The sequence below is a fragment of the Microbacterium oxydans genome, assembly GCF_006540085.1.
Classification (GTDB): domain Bacteria; phylum Actinomycetota; class Actinomycetes; order Actinomycetales; family Microbacteriaceae; genus Microbacterium; species Microbacterium oxydans.
In genome coordinates, this window is sequence record NZ_BJOG01000001.1 from 1130545 (window position 1) to 1150341 (window position 19797).

General features: G+C 68.9%; 21 protein-coding genes. 13 read left to right on the plus strand and 8 right to left on the minus strand.

Annotated features, from left to right (window positions below; genetic code table 11):
* Positions 1–17 precede the first annotated feature (17 nt).
* Positions 18–419 carry a VOC family protein gene (locus tag MOX01_RS05480; RefSeq protein WP_058632594.1) on the plus strand — a complete coding sequence of 134 codons (402 nt, stop codon included), beginning with the start codon at positions 18–20 and terminating at the stop codon, positions 417–419.
* Here MOX01_RS05480 and MOX01_RS05485 read toward each other — a convergent pair.
* The 3 genes from MOX01_RS05485 to ald form a co-directional block, all read right to left on the minus strand.
* A complete protein-coding gene (locus MOX01_RS05485) occupies positions 377–814 on the minus strand; it encodes a hypothetical protein (protein ID WP_151485311.1) in 438 nt (145 codons plus the stop codon). The genes MOX01_RS05480 and MOX01_RS05485 overlap by 43 nt on opposite strands.
* A gap of 152 nt (positions 815–966) precedes the next feature.
* A complete protein-coding gene (locus tag MOX01_RS05490; protein ID WP_141368711.1) occupies positions 967–2166 on the minus strand; it encodes a pyridoxal phosphate-dependent aminotransferase in 1200 nt (399 codons plus the stop codon).
* Positions 2167–2247: 81 nt separating this feature from the next.
* The gene (ald, locus tag MOX01_RS05495) at positions 2248–3342 is read right to left on the minus strand and encodes an alanine dehydrogenase (RefSeq protein WP_141368713.1); all 1095 of its coding nucleotides are present in this window, start codon (positions 3340–3342) and stop codon (positions 2248–2250) included.
* Between the two features lie 102 nt (positions 3343–3444).
* Between ald and MOX01_RS05500 the strand changes: the two genes are divergently transcribed.
* Entirely contained in the window at positions 3445–3963 is a 519-nt protein-coding gene (locus tag MOX01_RS05500) for an Lrp/AsnC family transcriptional regulator (RefSeq protein ID WP_082682732.1), read from the plus strand.
* 18 nt (positions 3964–3981) lie between these two features.
* On the opposite strand, the gene MOX01_RS05505 is transcribed toward MOX01_RS05500, so the two are convergent.
* The 3 genes from MOX01_RS05505 to aceA all read right to left on the minus strand — a co-directional run bounded on the left by MOX01_RS05505 (position 3982) and on the right by aceA (position 7626).
* Positions 3982–4413: a hypothetical protein gene (locus tag MOX01_RS05505; protein WP_141368715.1), complete on the minus strand. Its 432-nt coding sequence runs from the start codon at positions 4411–4413 to the stop codon at positions 3982–3984.
* 91 nt (positions 4414–4504) lie between these two features.
* Entirely contained in the window at positions 4505–6166 is a 1662-nt protein-coding gene (aceB, locus tag MOX01_RS05510) for a malate synthase A (protein WP_141368717.1), read from the minus strand.
* A 134-nt stretch (positions 6167–6300) separates the two neighbouring features.
* Positions 6301–7626: an isocitrate lyase gene (aceA, locus tag MOX01_RS05515; protein ID WP_141368719.1), complete on the minus strand. Its 1326-nt coding sequence runs from the start codon at positions 7624–7626 to the stop codon at positions 6301–6303.
* Positions 7627–7759: 133 nt separating this feature from the next.
* Here aceA and MOX01_RS05520 point away from each other — a divergent pair, with 133 nt between their 5' ends.
* The 7 genes from MOX01_RS05520 (at position 7760) to MOX01_RS05550 (ending at position 15615) form a co-directional block, all read left to right on the plus strand.
* A complete protein-coding gene (locus tag MOX01_RS05520; protein ID WP_141368721.1) occupies positions 7760–9211 on the plus strand; it encodes a helix-turn-helix domain-containing protein in 1452 nt (483 codons plus the stop codon).
* Positions 9212–9235: 24 nt separating this feature from the next.
* The gene (locus tag MOX01_RS05525; RefSeq protein ID WP_141368723.1) at positions 9236–10360 is read left to right on the plus strand and encodes a DUF6226 family protein; all 1125 of its coding nucleotides are present in this window, start codon (positions 9236–9238) and stop codon (positions 10358–10360) included.
* 145 nt (positions 10361–10505) lie between these two features.
* Positions 10506–11609, plus strand: a complete 1104-nt coding sequence (locus MOX01_RS05530; protein ID WP_141368725.1) for an ABC transporter substrate-binding protein — start codon at positions 10506–10508, stop codon at positions 11607–11609.
* The gene (locus tag MOX01_RS05535; RefSeq protein WP_017201539.1) at positions 11609–12406 is read left to right on the plus strand and encodes an ABC transporter ATP-binding protein; all 798 of its coding nucleotides are present in this window, start codon (positions 11609–11611) and stop codon (positions 12404–12406) included. The genes MOX01_RS05530 and MOX01_RS05535 overlap by 1 nt, the downstream gene beginning before the upstream one ends.
* On the plus strand, positions 12399–13247 hold the full coding sequence (locus MOX01_RS05540; protein ID WP_061016140.1) for an ABC transporter permease: 849 nt from the start codon (positions 12399–12401) through the stop codon (positions 13245–13247). The genes MOX01_RS05535 and MOX01_RS05540 overlap by 8 nt, the downstream gene beginning before the upstream one ends.
* 111 nt (positions 13248–13358) lie before the next feature.
* Positions 13359–14738, plus strand: a complete 1380-nt coding sequence (locus tag MOX01_RS05545; RefSeq protein WP_058633055.1) for an NtaA/DmoA family FMN-dependent monooxygenase — start codon at positions 13359–13361, stop codon at positions 14736–14738.
* On the plus strand, positions 14731–15615 hold the full coding sequence (locus MOX01_RS05550) for a ribokinase (protein ID WP_141368727.1): 885 nt from the start codon (positions 14731–14733) through the stop codon (positions 15613–15615). The genes MOX01_RS05545 and MOX01_RS05550 overlap by 8 nt, the downstream gene beginning before the upstream one ends.
* 2 nt (positions 15616–15617) lie before the next feature.
* Here MOX01_RS05550 and MOX01_RS05555 read toward each other — a convergent pair whose 3' ends face one another.
* Positions 15618–16223: a PadR family transcriptional regulator gene (locus MOX01_RS05555; protein ID WP_061017351.1), complete on the minus strand. Its 606-nt coding sequence runs from the start codon at positions 16221–16223 to the stop codon at positions 15618–15620.
* A gap of 103 nt (positions 16224–16326) precedes the next feature.
* Between MOX01_RS05555 and MOX01_RS05560 the strand changes: the two genes are divergently transcribed.
* Positions 16327–16836, plus strand: coding sequence for a flavin reductase family protein (locus MOX01_RS05560; protein ID WP_058633058.1), 510 nt, complete (start codon positions 16327–16329; stop codon positions 16834–16836).
* On the plus strand, positions 16833–17240 hold the full coding sequence (locus MOX01_RS05565) for a riboflavin kinase (protein ID WP_061017354.1): 408 nt from the start codon (positions 16833–16835) through the stop codon (positions 17238–17240). Before MOX01_RS05560 ends, MOX01_RS05565 begins: the two co-directional genes overlap by 4 nt.
* Before the next feature lie 85 nt (positions 17241–17325).
* Here the strand turns inward: MOX01_RS05565 and MOX01_RS05570 are convergent, their stop codons facing one another.
* Positions 17326–17979, minus strand: coding sequence for an amino acid deaminase (locus MOX01_RS05570; protein ID WP_230977810.1), 654 nt, complete (start codon positions 17977–17979; stop codon positions 17326–17328).
* Between the two features lie 118 nt (positions 17980–18097).
* Between MOX01_RS05570 and MOX01_RS05575 the strand changes: the two genes are divergently transcribed.
* Together MOX01_RS05575 and phnD are read left to right on the plus strand one after the other, a co-directional pair.
* Positions 18098–18736: an HAD family hydrolase gene (locus MOX01_RS05575; protein ID WP_061017358.1), complete on the plus strand. Its 639-nt coding sequence runs from the start codon at positions 18098–18100 to the stop codon at positions 18734–18736.
* A gap of 60 nt (positions 18737–18796) precedes the next feature.
* A complete protein-coding gene (gene phnD / locus MOX01_RS05580) occupies positions 18797–19786 on the plus strand; it encodes a phosphate/phosphite/phosphonate ABC transporter substrate-binding protein (protein WP_141368731.1) in 990 nt (329 codons plus the stop codon).
* The last annotated feature ends 11 nt before the right edge of the window (positions 19787–19797 follow it).

A 19797-nucleotide genomic window follows, 5' to 3' on the forward strand; every position in this document is an offset into this window, starting at 1 on the left:
GCGGCTACACTCGCGGCATGAGCGGACTGATCCCGTACCTGTTGTTCCCCGGCAACGCCGCAGAGGCGCTCGGTCACTATCGATCGGTGTTCGGCGGTGAGCTCCAGCTGCTCGACTATGCCACGGCAGGACGCCACGACGGTCCGGGCGACGCGGTCGCGCACGGACAGCTGAGCGGGCCGGTCGAGGTCGCCGGGGCGGATGCGGGTGCGGATGACGACGCGGTGCAGATGAGCGGCATGTTCCTCTCGCTCCTCGGCACAGCGGATGCCCTGACCCTCACCGACTGGTACGACAAGCTGGCGGCAGACGGACGAGTCATCGACGCGCTGCAGAAGCGTCCGTGGGGAGACTTCGACGGCACGCTCGTCGACCGCTACGGCGTCCGCTGGCTGATCGGCTTCCACCCCGAGGACTGAGGTGTGTCCCTGCCGAAGTAGGGACGAGACGACGGCAGGAAGATCAACACGACCGCCGTGGTGGTGAGGACGAGGGCCGCGAGGCCGACCGGGAACTCCCAGGTCGTGCCCGTTGCCGCAGGGACGTAGAGCGCGAGCGGGAGCGGGAACAGCACGGTCGCGTATCGGGCCCACGACTTTCCTCTTGTGACGAGCACGGTGATGGTCGCGTAGACGACCACCGGTACGAAGGGGAGCACACTGAGCAACGCTCGCCACTCTCCTCCCCAGTACCAGAGGAAGGGGGCGACCAGGAGCGAGGCGAAGAAGATCAGCACGGTCACCGTGATCAGGATGGCGAAGGCCACCCGCAGACTCACAGGCATCCCCTCACCCTCCACTTCGTCCCTCTCCATCCCCACACCTCCAGTATCCCCCCTCACCCCTCGCCCCTCACCCGCGTCGAGACCCATCGTCGACGCCGAGACCCACTCCCGCAAGCGACTGCAGGAGTGGGTCTCGGCGAGTGCAATGGGTCTCGACGGGGGTGCCGGGGGCGTGGCGCGACTCAGGCGAACAGACGCTGCAGGCGCTGGACGCCCTCGAGCAGCTGGTCGTCGCCCAGTGCGTACGACATGCGGATGTAACCGGAGGGGCCGAAGGCCTCACCGGGCACGACGGCCACCTCGGCCTGGTCGAGGATGAGGTCGGCGAGCTCGAGCGAGGTGGTCGGCGTCACACCGCCCCAGGTGCGACCGAGCAGACCCTGCACGTCGGGGTACACGTAGAACGCGCCCAGCGGGTTCGGCACCACGAGGCCGTCGATCTTCGACAGCTCCGAGACGATGAGCTGGCGGCGGCGGTCGAAGGCCTGTCGCATCTGCTCGGCCTCGTCCTGCGGACCGGTGAGGGCGGCGATCGCAGCCTTCTGGGCGACGTTGTTCACGTTGCTGGTGAGGTGCGACTGCAGGTTGCCCGCGACCTTGATGGCGTCGGCCGGGCCGACCATCCAGCCCACGCGCCAGCCGGTCATGGCGTAGGTCTTCGCGACGCCGTTGACCAGGATCGTCTGGCCGGCGACCTCGGGGACGGCTTCGACGATCGAGGTGGCCTTGACGCCCTCGTAGATGAGGTTCTGGTAGATCTCGTCGCTGATGATCCAGATGCCGTGCTCGAGCGCCCACTCGCCGATGGCTCTGGTCTCCTCGGCGGTGTAGACGGAGCCGGTGGGGTTCGACGGTGAGACGAACACGAGTGCGGTGGTGCGGGCGGTACGAGCGGCCTCGAGCTGCTCGACCGTGACCTTGTACTCCTGGTCGGCGCCGGCGAAGACCTCGACGGGGGTGCCGTCGGCGAGGCGGATCGCCTCGGGGTACGTGGTCCAGTACGGCGCGGGCAGCAGCACCTCGTCGCCCGGGTTCACCACGGCCTGGAAGGCCTGGTAGACCGACTGCTTGCCGCCGTTGGTGACGATGACCTGGCTCGGCGACACCTCGAGGCCCGAGTCGCGGAGGGTCTTCGCCGCGATCGCCTCGCGCAACGCCGGGAGGCCGGGAGCGGGCGTGTACCGGTAGCTCGCCGGGTCGGCTAGAGCTTCGGCCGCCGCATCGACGATGAACTGCGGCGTCGCGAAGTCGGGCTCGCCGGCGGCGTAGGAGATGACGTCCTTGCCTTCGGCCTTGAGGGCCTTGGCCTTGGCGTCGACCTTGAGGGTCGCGGACTCGGCGATGGCGGACAGCTTGCGAGAGAGAGGAGCGCGTTCGGTCACGATTACGAGCGTACTCGGGTCGGTGCGGCAGGTGAGGTGTGGGATGCCGCCAAGATCCGGAGTTCTTTCGGGTTCGGAAGGTCAGTCGGTCGTGAGTCCGTGGGCCTGCGCGACGGCCTGGAGCGTGATGCGTCCGCCCTGCACGTTCAGCCCCTTCGCGAGCGCTGCGTCCTCAGCCGCCGCACGCTCCCAGCCCTTGCCTGCGATCGCCGAGACGTAGGGGAGGGTCGCGTTGGTCAGCGCACGGGTCGCCGTCTCCGGCACCGCGCCCGGCATGTTCGCGACGCAGTAGTAGATCGAGTCGTGCACGGCGAACGTGGGGTCGTCGTGGGTGGTCGGGCGCGACCCCTCGAAGCATCCGCCCTGGTCGATCGCGATGTCGACGAGCACCGAGCCCGGCTTCATCGCGGCGACCATGTCGTCGGTCACCAGCTTGGGAGCGGCGGCACCCGGGATCAGCACGGACCCGATCACGAGGTCGGCGCTCTTCAACTCCTCGGCGATGTCGTAGCGGCTCGATGCGCGGGTCTCGAGAGCGCCGCCGTAGCGGTGCTCGAGCTCACGCAGGCGCGGCAGGGAGACGTCGATCACGGTGACCTTCGAGCCGAGTCCGAGTGCGTTCGCCGCGGCGTGCTCGCCCGCGACGCCGCCACCGATGACGACGGTCTTGGCACGCGGCGTGCCGGCGATGCCACCGAGCAGCATTCCGCGTCCGCCCTGCGACCGCAGCAGTGAGTACGAGCCCATGGTGACGGAGAGGCGTCCCGCGATCTCGCTCATCGGCACCAGAAGGGGCAGGCTGCGGTCGGGAAGCTGCACGGTCTCATAGGCCACGGCCGTGGTTCCCGCGTCGACGAGGGCGGTCGTCAGCGCACGGTCGGCGGCGAGGTGCAGGTAGGTGAAGAGGGTGAGGTCCTCGCGCAGGAAGCCGTACTCCTGGGCGATCGGCTCCTTGACCTTGATGACCAGATCGGCCTCGCCCCACGCGTCGGCGGCGGTCGTCACGATCTCGGCGCCGGCCGTGCGGTAGTCGTCGTCGGTGATGCGCGAACCGAGCCCTGCTCCGGACTGCACCAGCACGCGGTGGCCCTCGCGCACCAGGCGGTCGGCGCCGGCGGGAGTGAGGGAGACGCGGTTCTCGTTGTTCTTGACCTCGGTGGGGACGCCGATCTTCATTGATCCTCCAGGTTCGATGTGGTGCGGCACCAGGATCGCAGAAACATCGACGGAACAACAGAATCGGTGAAGATGATTCGCTCTGCGCACGGATCCTGAATAATGCTTCGTATGGAGACGACATCGGAGGCCCCGGAGCCGAATACCGTTCGGGCGCCGGCGCTCGATGCGGTCGACGCGAAGATCGTGCAGCTGCTCACGGCGGACGGCCGCATGACCAACGCCGAACTCGCCGGACGACTCGGCGTCGCCCCTTCGACGGCGCACACCCGCCTGCGCGCCCTGGTGGACCGCGGGGTGATCACGGGGTTCCACGCGAGTGTGGACGAGCGGATGCTGGGTGCCGGGCTGCAGGCTGTGATCGGCGTGACCCTGCGGCCGAGCGGACGGAGGGAGAGCATCGTCGAGTTCGCGGATCGCGTGCGGGTGCTGCCCCAGGTCATCCAGGTGTTCTTCCTGGGTGGAGACGACGACTTCCTCTTGCACATCGCCGTCGCGGACTCATCCGAGATGCGCGAGTTCGTGCTGGAGCACCTCTCGGCGCAGAGCAGCGTCGCCTCCACCCGCACGAGCATCGTGTTCGACTATCACCGCAACTCGGTGGCCGCGTCCTTCCGCTGAGGCGCCGGAGCGTTCTCGTCAGGCGCCGTAGGAGGCGGGCAGGGCGCAGTAGTCCGCGAACCGCCGCTTCGGATGTGCCGGGTCGGAGACGTCGACGATCGAGCCGGCCACGGTGTGCGGCGGCTCGTCGCCCGCCAACTGCCACAGGGCGTAGTTCCACATTCCCCTGGTGCGCTCGCCGATCAGGGCGGCTGGGCCGGAGACGAGCAGGATGTCGTCGCTCTTCGGTCCCTCCCGGAACGCGGTGACCACGCTGCGGAGCTCGGTCTCGTCGCCCTCTGCGGAGTGTTCGCGCACGACCTGCTGTCCCGACGCCGTCAGAGCGGTGGCGAGTTCGTCGCCTGCCTGTCGTGAGCGCTCGGCGTCCGCCCCGGCCACCGCGAGCAGCCGCCGCCCACGCGGATAGAAGTGCAGGAACTCGGTGGCGATGTCCGCCCAGACGTCGGTCATGCCTCCAGGCTACGCCCGCGTGCCCGCCCCGGCTCCGGACGCGGAAGAGTCCCGGGCCGCAGCTGCCGCCCGGGACTCTTTCGTCTCCTGCTCAGTCCTCGTCGATCAGGTATCGGCTGTAGGCGCCCAGCGTGAGGAAGGTCGGGAACTCCTCCTGCAGGGCGACCTCGCGGAAGATCTCCGCTGCGTCGTCGTAGCGGTCGCCGTGGCTGCGGGTCGCCTGTGCGAGCACCTGGTCGATCAGCCCCTCGATGTACTCCGCCGTGATGGGGGTGCCGTCCTGCGTGGTGCGGTCCTGGTGGATCCACTGCCACACCTGTGAGCGGCTGATCTCCGCGGTCGCGGCATCCTCCATGAGGTTGTCGATCGCCACAGCGCCGAGCCCGCGCAGCCAGGCCTCCAGGTAGCGGATGGCGACCGACACGTTGTCCCGCACACCCTGGGCGGTGATCGGGCGGCCGATGTGCAGGTCGAGCAGGTCGCGCGCCTCCACGTGCACGTCGTCGCGCTGGCGGTCGACCTGGTTCGGGCGGTCGCCCAGCACGGCGTCGAACTCGGCCTGCGCCGTGGGGATCAGGTCGGGGTGCGCGACCCACGTGCCGTCGAAGCCGTCTCCGGCCTCGCGCTTCTTGTCGGCAGACACCTTCTCGACCGCACGCGCCGTCACCTCGGGGTCGCGGCGGTTCGGGATGAACGCACTCATGCCGCCGATCGCGAAGGCTCCGCGCTTGTGGCACGTCTGCACGAGCAGGTCGGTGTAGGCCCGCATGAACGGCACCGTCATCGTGACCTCGCTGCGGTCGGGGAGCACGAAGCGCGCCCCACGGCCACGGTAGTTCTTGATGATCGAGAAGATGTAGTCCCAGCGCCCGGCGTTCAGGCCCGCGCAGTGGTCGCGCAGCTCGTACAGGATCTCGTCCATCTCGAACGCGGCGGGCAGCGTCTCGATCAGCAAGGTGGCGCGGATGGTGCCGTGCGGGATGCCGATGTACTCCTCGCTGAACGAGAAGACGTCGTCCCACAGCTTCGCCTCCTCGCTCGACTCCAGCTTCGCGATGTAGAAGTACGGGCCTCGCCCGGCCTCGATCAGCGCCTGTGCGTTGTGCAGGAAGTAGAGACCGAAGTCGACCAGCGACCCGGATGCCGAGGTGCGACGGCCGGCCCGGTCGATGAAGGCGACGTGCTTCTCGGGCAGGTGCCAGCCGCGGGGGCGCATCACGATCGTGGGCGTGCGCTCCGCGGTGACGCGGTACTCCTTGCCGGGTCCGGATTCGGAGGCGGGGGCGGTGAAGGAGAGTTCTCCTCGGATCGCGTCCTTGAGGGAGAGCTGACCCTCGATGACGTTCTTCCAGGTGGGACTCGTGGCGTCCTCCTGGTCGGCGAGCCAGACGCGGGCGCCGGAGTTGAGCGCGTTGATGGTCATCTTCGGGTCGGTGGGTCCGGTGATCTCCACGCGGCGGTCCTCGAGGCCGGGCCCGGCACCGGCGACCCGCCAGTCCCGGTCCTCGCGGATGTGGGCCGTGTCGTCGCGGAACTTCGGGTCGTGCCCGTTGCCGATCTCGAAGCGTCGGCGCATCCGGTCGGCGAGCCGATCGTGACGGCGGGACGCGAACCGATGGTGCAGCTCGGTGAGGAAGGCGATCGCCTCAGGCGTGAGGATCTCCTCGTAGCGGTCGCGGATGGGGCCGGTGACCTCGATCGCCGGACCCTGCTGGGTCGTCTGGATCGGTGCCGTGGTGGTCGGAGTGGTCATGATGAGTCCTTGTACGTCGGTGTCCTCATCCGCCGAGACCCACGGTGGTCGCCGAGACCCAACGCTGCAGACGATCGCGGCGGTGGGTCTCGACGGCGGGGATGGGTGTCGGCGAGACGGGAACGAAGTGGGGATCAGTGGAACTGCGCGGCTTCGGTGGAGCCGGCGAGGGCGAGGGTCGCGCTGTCGGGGTTGAGCGCGGTGGAGATGACGTCGAAGTAGCCGGTGCCCGCCTCGCGCTGGTGCTTGGTGGCGGTGTAGCCGTCCGCCTCTGCGGCGAACTCGGCCTCCTGCAGCTCGACGTAGGCGCTCATGGCGCGATCCGCGTAGCCGCGGGCGAGGTCGAACATCGAGTAGTTCAGGGCGTGGAATCCGGCCAGCGTGATGAACTGGAACTTGTAGCCCAGGTCAGCCAGCTCCTGCTGGAACGTCGCGATCTCGGCGTCCGACAGGTGCTTCTTCCAGTTGAAGCTCGGCGAGCAGTTGTAGGCCAGGAGCTTGCCGGGGAACTGTGCATGGATCGCCGCGGCGAACGAGCGGGCGAGCTCGATGTCGGGCTCTCCTGTCTCGACCCACAACAGGTCGGCGTAGGGGGCGAAGGCGAGGCCGCGGCTGATGACAGACTCCAGACCGGGGTGGATCCGGTAGAACCCCTCGGTGGTGCGCTCGCCGGTGGTGAACTGCTGGTCGCGCTCGTCGACGTCGCTGGTGAGCAGGTCGGCGGCGAGGGCATCGGTGCGGGCGATGATGACGGTCGGGACGCCGGCGACGTCAGCGGCGAGACGGGCCGCGTTCAGGGTGCGGATGTGCTGCTGGGTGGGCACGAGCACCTTGCCACCGAGGTGGCCGCACTTCTTCTCGCTCGCCAGCTGATCCTCCCAGTGGATGCCGGCGGCACCGGACTGGATGAGCGACTGCGCGAGTTCGTAAGCGTTCAGCGGTCCGCCGAAGCCGGCCTCGGCGTCGGCGACGATCGGGGCCAGCCAATCCTGCGTGGTCTCACCCTCGGCGTGCTCCAGCTGATCCTGGCGGATGAGCGCGTTGTTGATGCGACGCACGACCGCCGGCACCGAGTTCGCGGGGTACAGCGACTGGTCGGGGTAGGTCTGACCGGCGAGGTTGCCGTCGGCGGCGACCTGCCAGCCGGAGAGGTAGATGGCCTTGAGGCCGGCCCGCACCTGCTGCACGGCCTGGCCTCCGGTGTAGGCGCCGAGCGCCCTGACATAGTCCTCGGTGTGCAAGAGGTTCCAGAGGTTGTCGGCCCCGCGGTGAGCGAGCGTGGCCTCTTCGCGAACCGATCCACGGATGCGGATCACATCCTCGGCCGTGTAGGTGCGCTCGACACCGTCCCACCGGGGATCGGTATCCCAGATCTCCTGGAGCTCGGCTGCCGTCTGAACCTGGTCGCCGGCTCGCAGACCGGCGGGGCGGGGCGTCGGGGTGTTGGCGGTGTTCGTCATGGTGTCTCCTCGGTGGATCCGGCTGCGGTGCCGGAGTGGCGTGGTTCCACTGTGAGTGAAGTTCCGCACCCCAGCTGACCGAATTCCAAGAGAAGATCGGTCGAAATTCTGTTTCTGTGACAGAATCGCCCGCATGAGCACCATCGACGCTGCAGAAGAGACCGACGCCCTCACGATCGGCCGCCGCATCCGCCAGCTCCGTACGGCGAAGGGGATGACCCTCGACGACCTCGCCTCCGCCGTCGACCGGGCGCCGAGTCAGATGTCGATGATCGAGACCGGCAAGCGCGAGCCGAAGCTCACGCAGCTGCAGGCGATCGCCCGGGCTCTCGGGGTCACGATCGACGCGCTGCTGGAAGGCGAGCCGCTCGATGAGCGCAGCGCGGTCGAGATCGCCCTGGAGCGGGCGATGAAGGGCCAGACGTTCCAGGCCCTGGGCATCGAGCCGTTCCGCATCGCGAAGAGCCTGCCCACGGATGCGCTGAAGGCGCTGCTCGCTCTGCACGGCGAGATCGACAGGCTCAAGGACGAGCGGGCCGCGACGCCCGAAGAAGCTCGCCGGGCGAACGTCGAGCTGCGGCACCTGATGCGGCGGCAGGACAACCACTTCGCCGACCTAGAGACGAAGGCCGCCGAGATCCTCGCCGCGGTCGGTCACCCCGGCGGCCCGCTGACGCAGCGCACCGCATCCGAGATCGCGGCCTACCTGGGCTTCACCCTGCACTACGCCCCCGACCTGCCGCAGACCACTCGCAGCGTCGCCGACCTCGCCAACGGCAGGCTCTACCTCTCCAGCAGCGTGCCCGCGAAGGGCGATGCCCGCACCGCGGTGCTGCAGGCGCTGTCGAGCCGCATCCTCGGGCACTCCGAGCCGCGCAGTTACGCCGAGTTCCTGCGTCAGCGCGTCGAGACGAACTACCTCACCGGCGCCCTGCTCGTCCCGGAGGCGCACGTCGTCCCCGCCTTGAAGGACGCCAAGCAGCGGAGGGCGATCTCGATAGAAGACCTGCGCGACGGATACTCGGTGTCGTACGAGACGGCGGCGCACCGCTTCACCAATCTCGCCACTCGACACCTCGACATCCCGGTGCACTTCCTCAAGGTGCACGAGTCGGGCACGATCACCAAGGCGTACGAGAACGACGACGTGAACTTCCCGACCGACCGTCTCGGGGCCATCGAGGGACAGATGTGCTGCCGCCGGTGGACCTCGCGCGTGGTGTTCGACGAGGACGACCGCTTCAACCCCTACTACCAGTACACCGATACCGGCAACGGGACGTACTGGTGCACCGCGCGGGTGGAGTCGTCGAGCGAAGGGCTGCACTCGGTGAGCGTGGGCGTGCGCTTCGACGACACGAAGTGGTTCGTGGGTCGCGACACCTCGCACCGCGGCGTGTCAAAGCACTCGGTCGAGGTGTGCTGTCGTCGGGCTCCCGCGGACCTGGAGGACCGCTGGCGCGAGAACTCCTGGCCCAACGTGAAGACTCCTCGCACACTGCTGGCGACTCTGCCCACAGGAGCCTTCCCCGGCGTCGACACCACCGACGTGTACGAGTTCCTGGAGGCCCACGCACCGCGGTGAGACCCCGGTCGATACGCTCAGTCGATGAGCAGCGACGTCTTCCCCGGTCCGTTCGGCCCGATGCCCGAGGTAGGGTCCGCCGCGATCATGTGGATGCCGTCGCCGGCGGATGCGCGGAGATCGGTGCGGTTCGTCGACGGCTTCGAGCTGTTCGCCGGGTTCGCCCGGAGTCAGGGCGCGGACCCGAATCTCCTGGCCGACGACCTCGCGGCGACGTGGGATTTCGTGGCCGCGCATCATGCGATCCTCGACAGCGCCGACCTGGCCGCTGCGGCGGCGCGTTTCGTGGGCAACGTCATCGCCATGGTGCATCCGGCAGCGACATGGCGGATGGCGGCCGAGCCCGAGATAGGGACGAACACCCTCTCCATCCCGGTCGAGGCGCTCGTGCAGGGGATGGTGCGGCAGCCCGACCAGCGCGAAGCCTTCCTGCGGATGATCGAGTCGTGGGATCAGGACGACCTCGACGACCAGGAGGTGAGGGCGCTGTCCGCCGAGGCGCCCGAGCGCACCGCCGTGCTCCCTGCGAGCGCCTACGTCCGTCCCGCTCTCCCGCTCCTGCTCTTCCGCGACGACCGGGGCGAGGTCATCCGCTACGGACGCCGCTGGTCCGAGGGTGCCCCGCCGGAGGAGGCCTACTCCCGGGAATCGCACCCGGAGCGCTTCGAACCGTTACTTCTCGTGGTCGAAGCCCTCGTCGAACACCTTCGTGCCGGGTACGAAGTCGAGGTGCGGCGTGAGCGCGATGAGGGAGGTGCCGAATGCATCGTGCTCGACCCCGCGGTCGGAGCGGCGATCAGCATCGCTCCGATGCCTCCCGTCGTCCGCGTCGAAGCCGGGGCACTCTTCCATGCGATCGTCCCGTTGTGCGTGTGCGACGCCTGCGACGAGACTGCCGAAAGCGCGGCGGACGAGATGGAGCGGATCGTGCTGTCCGTCGCCTCAGGCGGGTTCCGGGAGAAGTACCCCGTCGGGCGACGCGCCTGGCTGTACACGGAGGTGCGGTCCCCCGACGGGGAGCGTCGGGAGACCGCCGCGGGTCCGGCCCCGGAGCTGACCGCGGACGAGCGGGAGCGCGTGACGTCGCTGTTGAGCGGACTCGATGGCGGCTGGTGGCCGGCCTGGCCCCTCCGCTCGACCTCGGTCTGACCTCCGGTCTCCGCTGTCCTCATGGGCGGAGGCATGGTGCGCCCGTCATGCCGTTCGTCAAAACTTAGTTTGATCTTGCTTAGTCAAGATTGACTATGTTACTTTCATCGAGCCATCAACGACGAACGGCCGAGAAGGGACCCTCATGGCTACTTCCCCTGCGGAAACCCGATTCCGCATCACTGCCACCCTGACGTGCGTTCTCGCCGCCACGCTGACGCTCGGAGCATGCTCCGCGCAGACGCCAGGCGGCGATACCGCCCCCACGAGTGCGAACGACAGCGACGCCTGCAAGCGGAATCAGGATGCCGGCACCATCACCTACATCTCCGGTTACGGCTACTCCGCCAGCGCCGGTCAGCTCGATGTGTTCCTCGCCGAGGAGCTGGGCTACTTCGACGATCTGTGCCTCGATGTCGAGATCAACGCCTCAGGGGCGAACGGGCAGCAGCTCGTGGCTTCGGGGCAGGCGCAGTTCACCGCGCTCGGCTCCGCGTCCGATGTGATGCTGGCGGCCGCCAACAGCAGGAACCTCACGGCGGTCGCCACCTACGGCACCACCCCGCCGTTCTCCATCTTCGGCAACGAGAAGCTCGAGAGCCTCAAGGACCTCGAGGGCGGATCGCTCGGGTACTTCATCAACCTGACACCGATCGCCTCGGCCATGCTCGACGAAGCCGGGGTCGACGTCTCGAAGGTCGAGATGGTGAAGATGACCAACTACGACCCGACCGTCGTGGTGCGCGAGCAGGTCGACGCGATCGTCGGCTACGCCTCGAACCAGCCCCAGTCGCTCAAGGCACAGGGCCTGCCGTTCAGCGAGTTCCTCCCCTCCGACCTCGGCGTCGAGGGCACGTACAACGTGATGGAGGTCAACTCCCGGTTCCTCGATGAGCACCGCGAGGTCGCCGCCGACTTCATGCGCGCGAGCCTCAAGGCGCTCCAGTACTGCCTCGACGAATCCGATGCGTGCATCGACAAGCTGGCGAAGCTGGCCGAGGACAACGGGCAGGGAGCCGCGTTCCCGCGCGAGCAGCTCGCCCGCACGTGGGAGGTGGAGTCCGCCTGGGTGCGCGAGAGTGCCGGCGGCAACCCCGGCGTGCAGAACGAGTCCATGTGGGAGCCCGAGTACGCCCTCGTGAAGAAGTACGGCGACGTCAAGGAGCTGCCCGCGATCGCCGACATGATGGACGCCGACCTGGTCGCCGACCTCTACGACGGTGACACCCTGATCTGGCAGGAGAAGTGATGACGGTCGCACACGGCGCCGGCGTCGAGGTCAGGAACGTCTCGAAGTCCTTCGGCGTCGACGGCGCGAAGGTCACCGTGCTCGATGACGTGAGTCTCACGATCGGGATGGGCGAGTTCGTCTCGGTGATCGGGCCCAGCGGTTGCGGGAAGTCCACGCTGCTCAAGGTGGTCGCCGGACTCCTCGACGCCGACTCCGGCACCGTCACGATCGACGGCGAGAGCGTCAGGGCGGCCTCGCGTGACAAGAAGATCGGACTCGTGCCGCAGTCTCCGGCGCTGCTGCCGTGGAAGACGGTGCGCGAGAACGTCGAGCTCCCCGTGCGGATCAACCGCGGGGCCAACGGCGACCGTGCGCTCCGCGACCCGGCCGAGCTGCTGTCGACCTTCGGCCTCGGCCATGCGCTGAAGAAGTACCCGGGGCAGCTCTCCGGGGGTATGCAGCAGCGCGCCGCGATCGCCAGGGCGTTCGTGTTCGACCCGGCGATCATGCTGATGGACGAGCCGTTCTCCGCCCTCGACGAGATGAACCGGGACCTGCAGCGGATCGCTCTGCTGGACTTCTGGCAGTCGAACCGCAAGGCCGTGATGTTCGTCACGCACTCCGTGCCGGAGGCGATCATGCTCTCCGACCGCATCGTGGTCATGGCCGCGCACCCGGGACGCATCGCCCAGGTGATCGACGTGAACCTGCCGCGACCGCGTACCGAGGAGGCCTACGCGACGGACGAGTTCCGCGAACTGGAAGCAGTCGTGCGCGGTGCGCTGCGCGCGCAGACGGAGAAGGCCCATGTCTGAGCTGACGATGAGAGACACCACCGCGACGATCGCAACCGCCCGTCTGAAGGCCCAGCCCCGCCGCGGCGCTCCCTCCTGGCTGCGGTGGGGATCGTGGGGCCCCACTCTGATCACCTTCGTGATCGCCGCGCTGCTGTGGCAGCTGGTGGCCTGGACCAATCCGTATGTTCTCCCGACGCTGGAGGCGATCGGTACCAGCCTCGTCGACGACGCCGGCATGTACTGGTCGAACTTCCTCGTCACGCTGCTCGAGGTCGTGGTCGGTGCCTCCGCCGGCATCCTCGCCGGGTTCCTCCTGGCTGTGGTGATGGCGGAGTTCCAGATCATCGAGCGGGCGGTCATGCCGCTCGTGATCATCGTGATGGTGACCCCCATCGTCGCGATCGCCCCGGCGCTGGTCGTGGCGTTCGGCTTCGGCATGGTGCCGAAGTTCATCGTGACCGGCCTCGTGGTGTTCTTCCCGATGCTCGTGAACTCCCTCGCAGGGCTCCGCGACGTCGACCAGAAGGCCATGGACGTGTTCAAGACGCTGCATGCCTCGCGGTGGGAGATCTTCCGCGAACTGCGCTTCCCCGGCAGCATGCCGTACGTGTTCGCCGGCCTCCGCATCGCCCTGCCGCTCGCCGTGGTCGGCGCCGCGGTCGCCGAGTTCGTCGCGGCGGGGCAGCAGGCCGGCCTCGGCTCGCTCGTCACCACCTCGGCCGCCCAGGCGAACCTCCCCGTCACCTGGGCCAGCATCGCCCTGCTGTGCCTGCTCGGCGTGCTCCTCATCATCGTCCTCGCCCTGGTGCGCAAGCGCGTGCTCTGGTGGAGCGACGGCGAGGTCACGGCCAAGGGCTGACGCGGCACCCGCCTCCCGGGACGGGATCCCCCACCCGTCCCGGGGTTCCTCCGGCGTGCCCGGAGAACAGCCCAGATCCACCCGAACCACCCACAAGGAAGGCACCCGCACATGACCGATCAGAACACCGTCAAACCGCTGCGTCTCGGCCTCTTCGAGAACGCGCAGGCGAACGACTCCGGTACCGCGACCTGGCGGCACCCCGACAACGGGCGCTACCTGTTCGACAAGCTCGAGTACTGGCGCGACACTGCGCGCATGGTCGAGGACGCCGGGTTCGACTTCCTTTTCCTCGCGGATGCCTGGGGCTGGGCCGACGTCGCGGGTGAACGCCCCGACATCTGCTCCGTCGAAGGCCTCGATCTGCCCCGGCTCGACCCGGCGATCATCCTTGCCGCACTCATCCCCGAGACCACGCGACTGGGGCTCGTCGCCACCGGATCCACGCTGCTCGAGCCGCCCTATTCCTTCGCCCGCCGCATGGCGACGCTCGACATCCTCTCGGGCGGACGCATCGGCTGGAACGTGGTCACCACGGGCACGGCCGACACCGCGGTGCAGGGCTTCGGTGTGCCGATGGTCGGCCACGACGAGCGCTACCTCATGGCCGACGACTTCATGCAGGTCGTCTACAAGCTGTGGGAGCAGGCCTGGGAGGAAGGCGCCCTGGAGCGCGACAAGGCCGGTCGCTTCGCCGACCCGTCCAAGGTGCACCGCATCGCGCACGACGGTCCCTATTTCCGCTCGCACGGCTACGGCAACACCTCGCGCTCGCCGCAGGGGACGCCGGTGCTGTTCCAGGCCGGGGCATCGCCCGCCGGTCGCGAGTTCGGCGGCAAGCACGGCGAGGCGATCTTCGTCGGCAGCGGTTCGGTCGAACAGCTCAGTGCGCACTCGAGTGCGATCCGCGAGGAGGCCGTCAAGAACGGTCGCGGGGCCGACGAGGTCAAGATCATGTCGGCGTTCGCCGCGGTCGTCGGCAGCACCGAGGAGGAGGCCCGGCGCAAGTACGCCGAGGTCGCCGACGCGCAGAACCCCGATGTCACGGTCGCCTCCTATGCATGGTTCACCGGCCTCGACCTCTCGGCGTACGCGCCGAACACGCCGATGTCGGAGCTCAGCACCGAACTCTCGCAGACGCAGGTCGCCCGCTTCGCGGACAAGACCGTCGGCGATGTGCTGGGGGATTGGCACGCGCACGGCGTCGGAGCCCGCCCCATCGTCGGCACCCCGGAGCAGGTCGCTGACCGGATGATCGAGCTCGCCGACGGCGCCGACCTCGACGGGTTCCTGTTCGCCCCCGTCATCCCGCCGGCCTCGACCGTCGACTTCATCGAGCACGTGCTGCCGATCCTCAAGGAGCGCGGCGCGATCGCGGAGCCCTCGTCCGAGCCGCAGTCGCTGCGCGAGCGCCTGATCGGCACGCCCACGCCCGCGCTCGCAGAGTCGCACACGGGCTCGCAGTACCGGCGGACGATGTCGCGTGTCTGACACCCTCGCCGGCGTCGCCGTGGTGGGGAGCGCGAACCTCGATCTCGTGGTCGAGGTCTCGCGCCCCCCGCTCGTCGGTGAGACCCTGCTCGGCCGGGCCGGTGGCCGCTTCTGCGGAGGTAAGGGGCTGAATCAGGCCGTCGCCTCCGCCCGCAGCGGGGCGTCCACGCGGTTCTGCGGGGTCGTCGGAACGGACGAGGCCGGCGACGTGCTGCAGCGGACGCTGGCGGATGCCGGAGTAGAGGCGGCCCTGCGCCGAAGCGCCGTCGCCCCGACCGGTGTCGCCCATGTGCTGGCCTTCGACGACGGGGACAACAGCATCATCGTGGCGGCCGGCGCGAACGGTGAGCTCGGCGCCGATGACGCGGTCGCCGGGGTCGAGGGCGCCGCGGTCGTCCTCGCTCAGCTGGAGGTTCCTCTCGCGAGCGTGGCGGCGGCGCTGCGGGCCGGCCGCGCAGCGGGAGCGCTGACGATCCTGAACGCCGCGCCCGCACACGCGGCGACGATCGGGATGCTCGCCGACGTCGATGTGCTGGTCGTGAACGAGACCGAGTGCGCCGAGCTCGGCGGCATCGACCGGCTGTACGCCGCCGGTGCCGGGCTCGTGGTCCTCACCCGAGGTGCCGGGGGAGTGACGCTGCACCGGGCCGGAGACGACCCGCTGCACGTCGACGCCTTCCGGATCGATCCGGTGGACACGACCGGCGCCGGTGACGCGTTCTGCGGGGCACTGGCAGCTGCGCTCGCTCAGGGGGCTGCCATCGAAGCGGCGCTGATCCGCGCCTGCGCTGCCGGCGCCGTCGTCGCCCAGCACCGCGGCGCGACGACGACTGCTCTCTCGCCCACCTCGATCGCGGCGCTCGCGGCGTCGCGCTGAGGTCAGTCCGACGCGGCAGCGTCAGCCGTTGCCGCGCTCTCGGCCGTCTCGCCGGCGAAGGTGTACTCGCCGGCGCGCAGACGATCCAGCAGGTCGAGCAGCCACTGCTTCTCGGCGGTGAGACGGGCGGTGGAGAGGTCGAAGATCTCCCGCACGTACTTCGGTGTCGTCTCGGAGCGCAGGGTGTCCTGCACATCGAAGCCGTTCTGCGTGATGATCGCGTCGCTCTTGATGAGGCGGTGCTCGAGGCCGGCGATCACCTCCTGCCGGCTCAGCACGAACATGAACGAGGCCACGGTCATGATCGCCTGCGTGTCGAAGGCCGCCACGTTCCAGAGGTTCTCGCGCAGCATCCGCTGCAGCTCGACCTCGCCGGCCGGAGTGATGCGGTACGTCGTGCGGGCGGGGCGCTTGCCCTCGGCCTCGGTGCCGCTCTCGGCAATGTACCCGTCGACCTCGAGGGCACGCAGGGCGTTGTAGATCGATCCGGGCTGAATGTGCGCCCATTCGTCGACATGCCACGTCATGAGCTCGCGGCGGAGGAAGTATCCGTGCACGGGCTGGAACTGCTTCACGGCGCCGAGGACGACGAGGCGGGTGGTCGACATGACCCTCATGCTAACGGCTGGCCTCGCACATTCCTGTTGTTTGCATGATCAAAGTTGCCTATTATCAATACTAGTCAAAGTTGACTAACGAAAGGAAGCCGAAATGACGACTGCCGTGACCGACGCCCTGCCGCGCGACCTCGCCCTCCGCCGGGCCTTCTCGGTGTATCCGACCGGTGTCGTGGCCCTCGCCGCGCACATCGACGATCGAGCCGTCGGGATGGCGGTCAACTCCTTCACCTCGATCTCGCTCGAACCTGCACTCGTCGCGATCAGCGCAGCCCGCACGTCGAAGACCTGGCCGGTGCTGCGCACGGTGCCCGAGCTCGGCATGAGCGTGCTCGCCGCGCACCATGAGCCACTCAGCCGCTCGCTCTCGGCGCGTGAGGGCGACCGGTTCGGCGGACACGAGTGGCAGCGCACCGACGGGGGAGCCGTGCTGATCGCGGATGCGGCGCTCTGGCTCACCTGCCGCCTGCACAGCACGTTCGACGGCGGGGATCACGAGATCGCCCTGTACGAGATCGCCGACGTCACGCTCTTCGACGATGTCGAGCCCCTGGTCTTCCACCAGAGCCGCTACCGGTCCATCGCCGCGCCCGAGAGCGCGTGAGCGCTCCGCCGCTCGGGGCGATCGTCGGAATGGTCGTCCCGGGTGACGGCCGGGGGCGTGAGCTCGGCTTCCCGACGGCGAACCTGGAAATGGACGAGGGAGACCTCCCTGAGGACGGGATCTACGCGGCCTGGGCGCGGATCGACGACGATCAGCCGCTCTGGGCGGCGAGCGTGAGCGTCGGTGCGAATCCGACGTTCGACGGCGACCGTGCGCGACGTGTCGAGGTGCACCTCCACGATGCGGATCTCGAGCTGTACGGCCGGCGCTTGTTCGTGACCCTCGTTGCACTCCTGCGCCCGACCCTGCGCTTCGACCGCGTCGACGCGCTGATCGCGCAGACCGCTGAAGACGTCATCCGCTGCCGAGCGCTGCTGGCTGATCGCGCTCGGGTCCGCTCCTGACCCCCCTGCTCCGGTCGCAGTTGCTGCCGTTCAGAAGCCGCGCGGGCGGTACGAAGCGCGACCGGAGGCGTCGGAGCCGGGGAGGCTAGACCGCGTTCCAGCGCAGGCGCGGATCCGCGAGGAACTCCGTGAGGGGGATGGTCGCATCGGCGACCGGGAACATCGTGACCAGCAGAGGGGTGGTGCCTGCGGTCGGCGCGACGGCGTAGGCGAGCGCGGTCGGGCCCTGCACTGCACCGAGGGCCAGCCTGGCCTCGCGGGCGTCGATCACCTGGGTCGCGCCGGCAGAGGGGGTGGCGAGGAGTGCGGATGCGGCGGCGGTCGCTCGCGCGAGCAGCGTCGGCCCCTCGCCCCAGGGGCGGAACGCGTCCGGAGGCAGGTGGCATGCCCGAGCCAGCGCGCCCTCGGTCCAGCGTTCGCGCTTGAGGCCGTAGGGCGTGGGCTCCAGCGACAGCAGGTAGCCGTAGCAGTGCAGCACTCCCGCGTTGCCGAGCGGCCAGTCTGCGGCGATGTCCGCGTGCCCGTGCAGTTCCTCGAACAGCGCGCGGGGGATGACCGCCGCACCCGTGTTCTCGTCGATCACCGACGACCGCCCCCACACGGCGAAGCGGCCGGCCGCGCGGTCGTCGTGGATCGCGGATGCCAGCCAGGGGAGCGCATGGAGGGCGGAGCGTGCACCGGCGTCGGATCCGTCGGCGGCGAGGTGCGCCGCATGCGTGAGCTGTTCGAGTTCGGACACGGCGCTCACCATACGCGAGTGGAGTGGACGGATTGTTCACACGGCGTTCACGCGTTCGGGACTTTCTGTCCACAATCGTTCCTCATCATGGACGGAGCGTCCCCACAGAAAGAACTCCGTGAACTCCATCCTCCTCTTCGATTTCGACGGCACGATCGCCCTCGGCGACGGTCCGGTCCTCGCCTACGCCCAGCAGGTCGCTGCCGGCCTCGGTGACGATGTCACCTTCCTCGACGACGTCCGCGCGGTCCTCGCCGCAGCCGACGGGGATGCGCTCGACGGCTACGACGCGGTGCGCCGGGTCGCCGAAGCCAGGGGAGCGGATGCCCGTCTCCTGAGCAACGCCTATCTCGCCAGTCGTGCGCAGCTCGGCACTGCCGATGCCCCGATCACCGCACCGGACGGGCTCGCCGAGTTCCTCTCCTCGGTCGACGCCGAGCGGATCCTCGTCACGAACGCTCCGGCCATCCGCATCGTCGACGCGCTGGAGACCCTCGGGCTTCGCGGACTGTTCGACCGGATCGTCACCGGTGCCGGCAAGCCCCGGGGGCTCGAGGCCGTGCTCGCCGAGCTCCCCGCGGACGCCCGGGTGCTGAGCATCGGCGACATCTGGCACAACGACCTCGCCCCCGCGCACGCCCGCGGCCATGCGACCGCGCTGATCGGCGGATTCTCCGACCCTGACGCCACCCCGACCTTCCGCGCCGCCGAGTTCTCGACGCTGGTTCCCCAGCTCGAGGCCTGGCTGCGCGGCTGAGACCTCTCCCTCCCCGCTCATACCCCTCCCTCACACACCCACCCCCATCGAAGGATGAACATGCGTACCTCTCTCCTCCGCTCCTCCGCAGCGGGCGTCGTCGCGGTCGGCGCCCTGCTGACCGTGGTGCTCGCCGGCTGCTCCAGCAGCACCGCCGCGCCCAAGGATTCCGCAGCCCCCGCTGCCGACCCCGACTCGATCGTGCTCGCCCTCGTGCCCTCGCAGGACCAGGACGGACTCGTCGACACCGCCGCGCCCCTCACCGACTACCTCACCGAGGAGCTCGGCATCGAGGTCACAGGCGTCGTGTCGAAGGACTACCAGGCCGCCGTCGAGGCGATGGGCGCAGGCCAGGCGCAGATCGGCTTCCTGCCGTCGCTGCAGCTGTGGCAGGCGAACGACATGTACGACGCGAAGGTCGTGCTGCAGACCGAGCGCAACGGCAACATCACCTACCCCGCGCAGTTCATGACGAACAACCCCGACAAGTACTGCGACGACGAGCCGGTCGAGCGTGACGGGATGCTGTTCTGCAACGGCGCCGACGCCATGAAGGGCCCGGCCGGCCTCGACAGCATCGACAAGGTGAAGGGCGCGAAGGTCGCCGTGCTCGGCCCCGGTTCGCCCGCCGGCTACATCTACCCGATCGTCGCGCTGCAGGAGGCAGGTCTCGACACGGACACCGACATCCAGCAGATCCCTGTCACCGCGAACGACGCCTCGGTGCTCGCGGTCTACAACGGCGACGCCGAGGTGGGATTCAGCTTCTGGGACGCCCGCACGATCGTCGCGAAGGACACCCCCGACGTCGGCCAGAAGGTCGTTGTGTTCGCGATGACCGAGGAGATCCCGAACGACGGCGTCGCCCTCTCGTCCGACCTGTCACCCGAGCTGCAGGATCGCATCACGAAGGCGCTCGAGGACTTCTCGAACACTCCGGAGGGTTCCGAGATCCTCACCAGCATCTACTCGATCACCAAGCTCGCGCCGGCCGACCCCGACTCGCTCGACGTCGTGGCCCGTGCCGCACAGGCTCTGGGGCTCCAGTAAATTGTCCGATC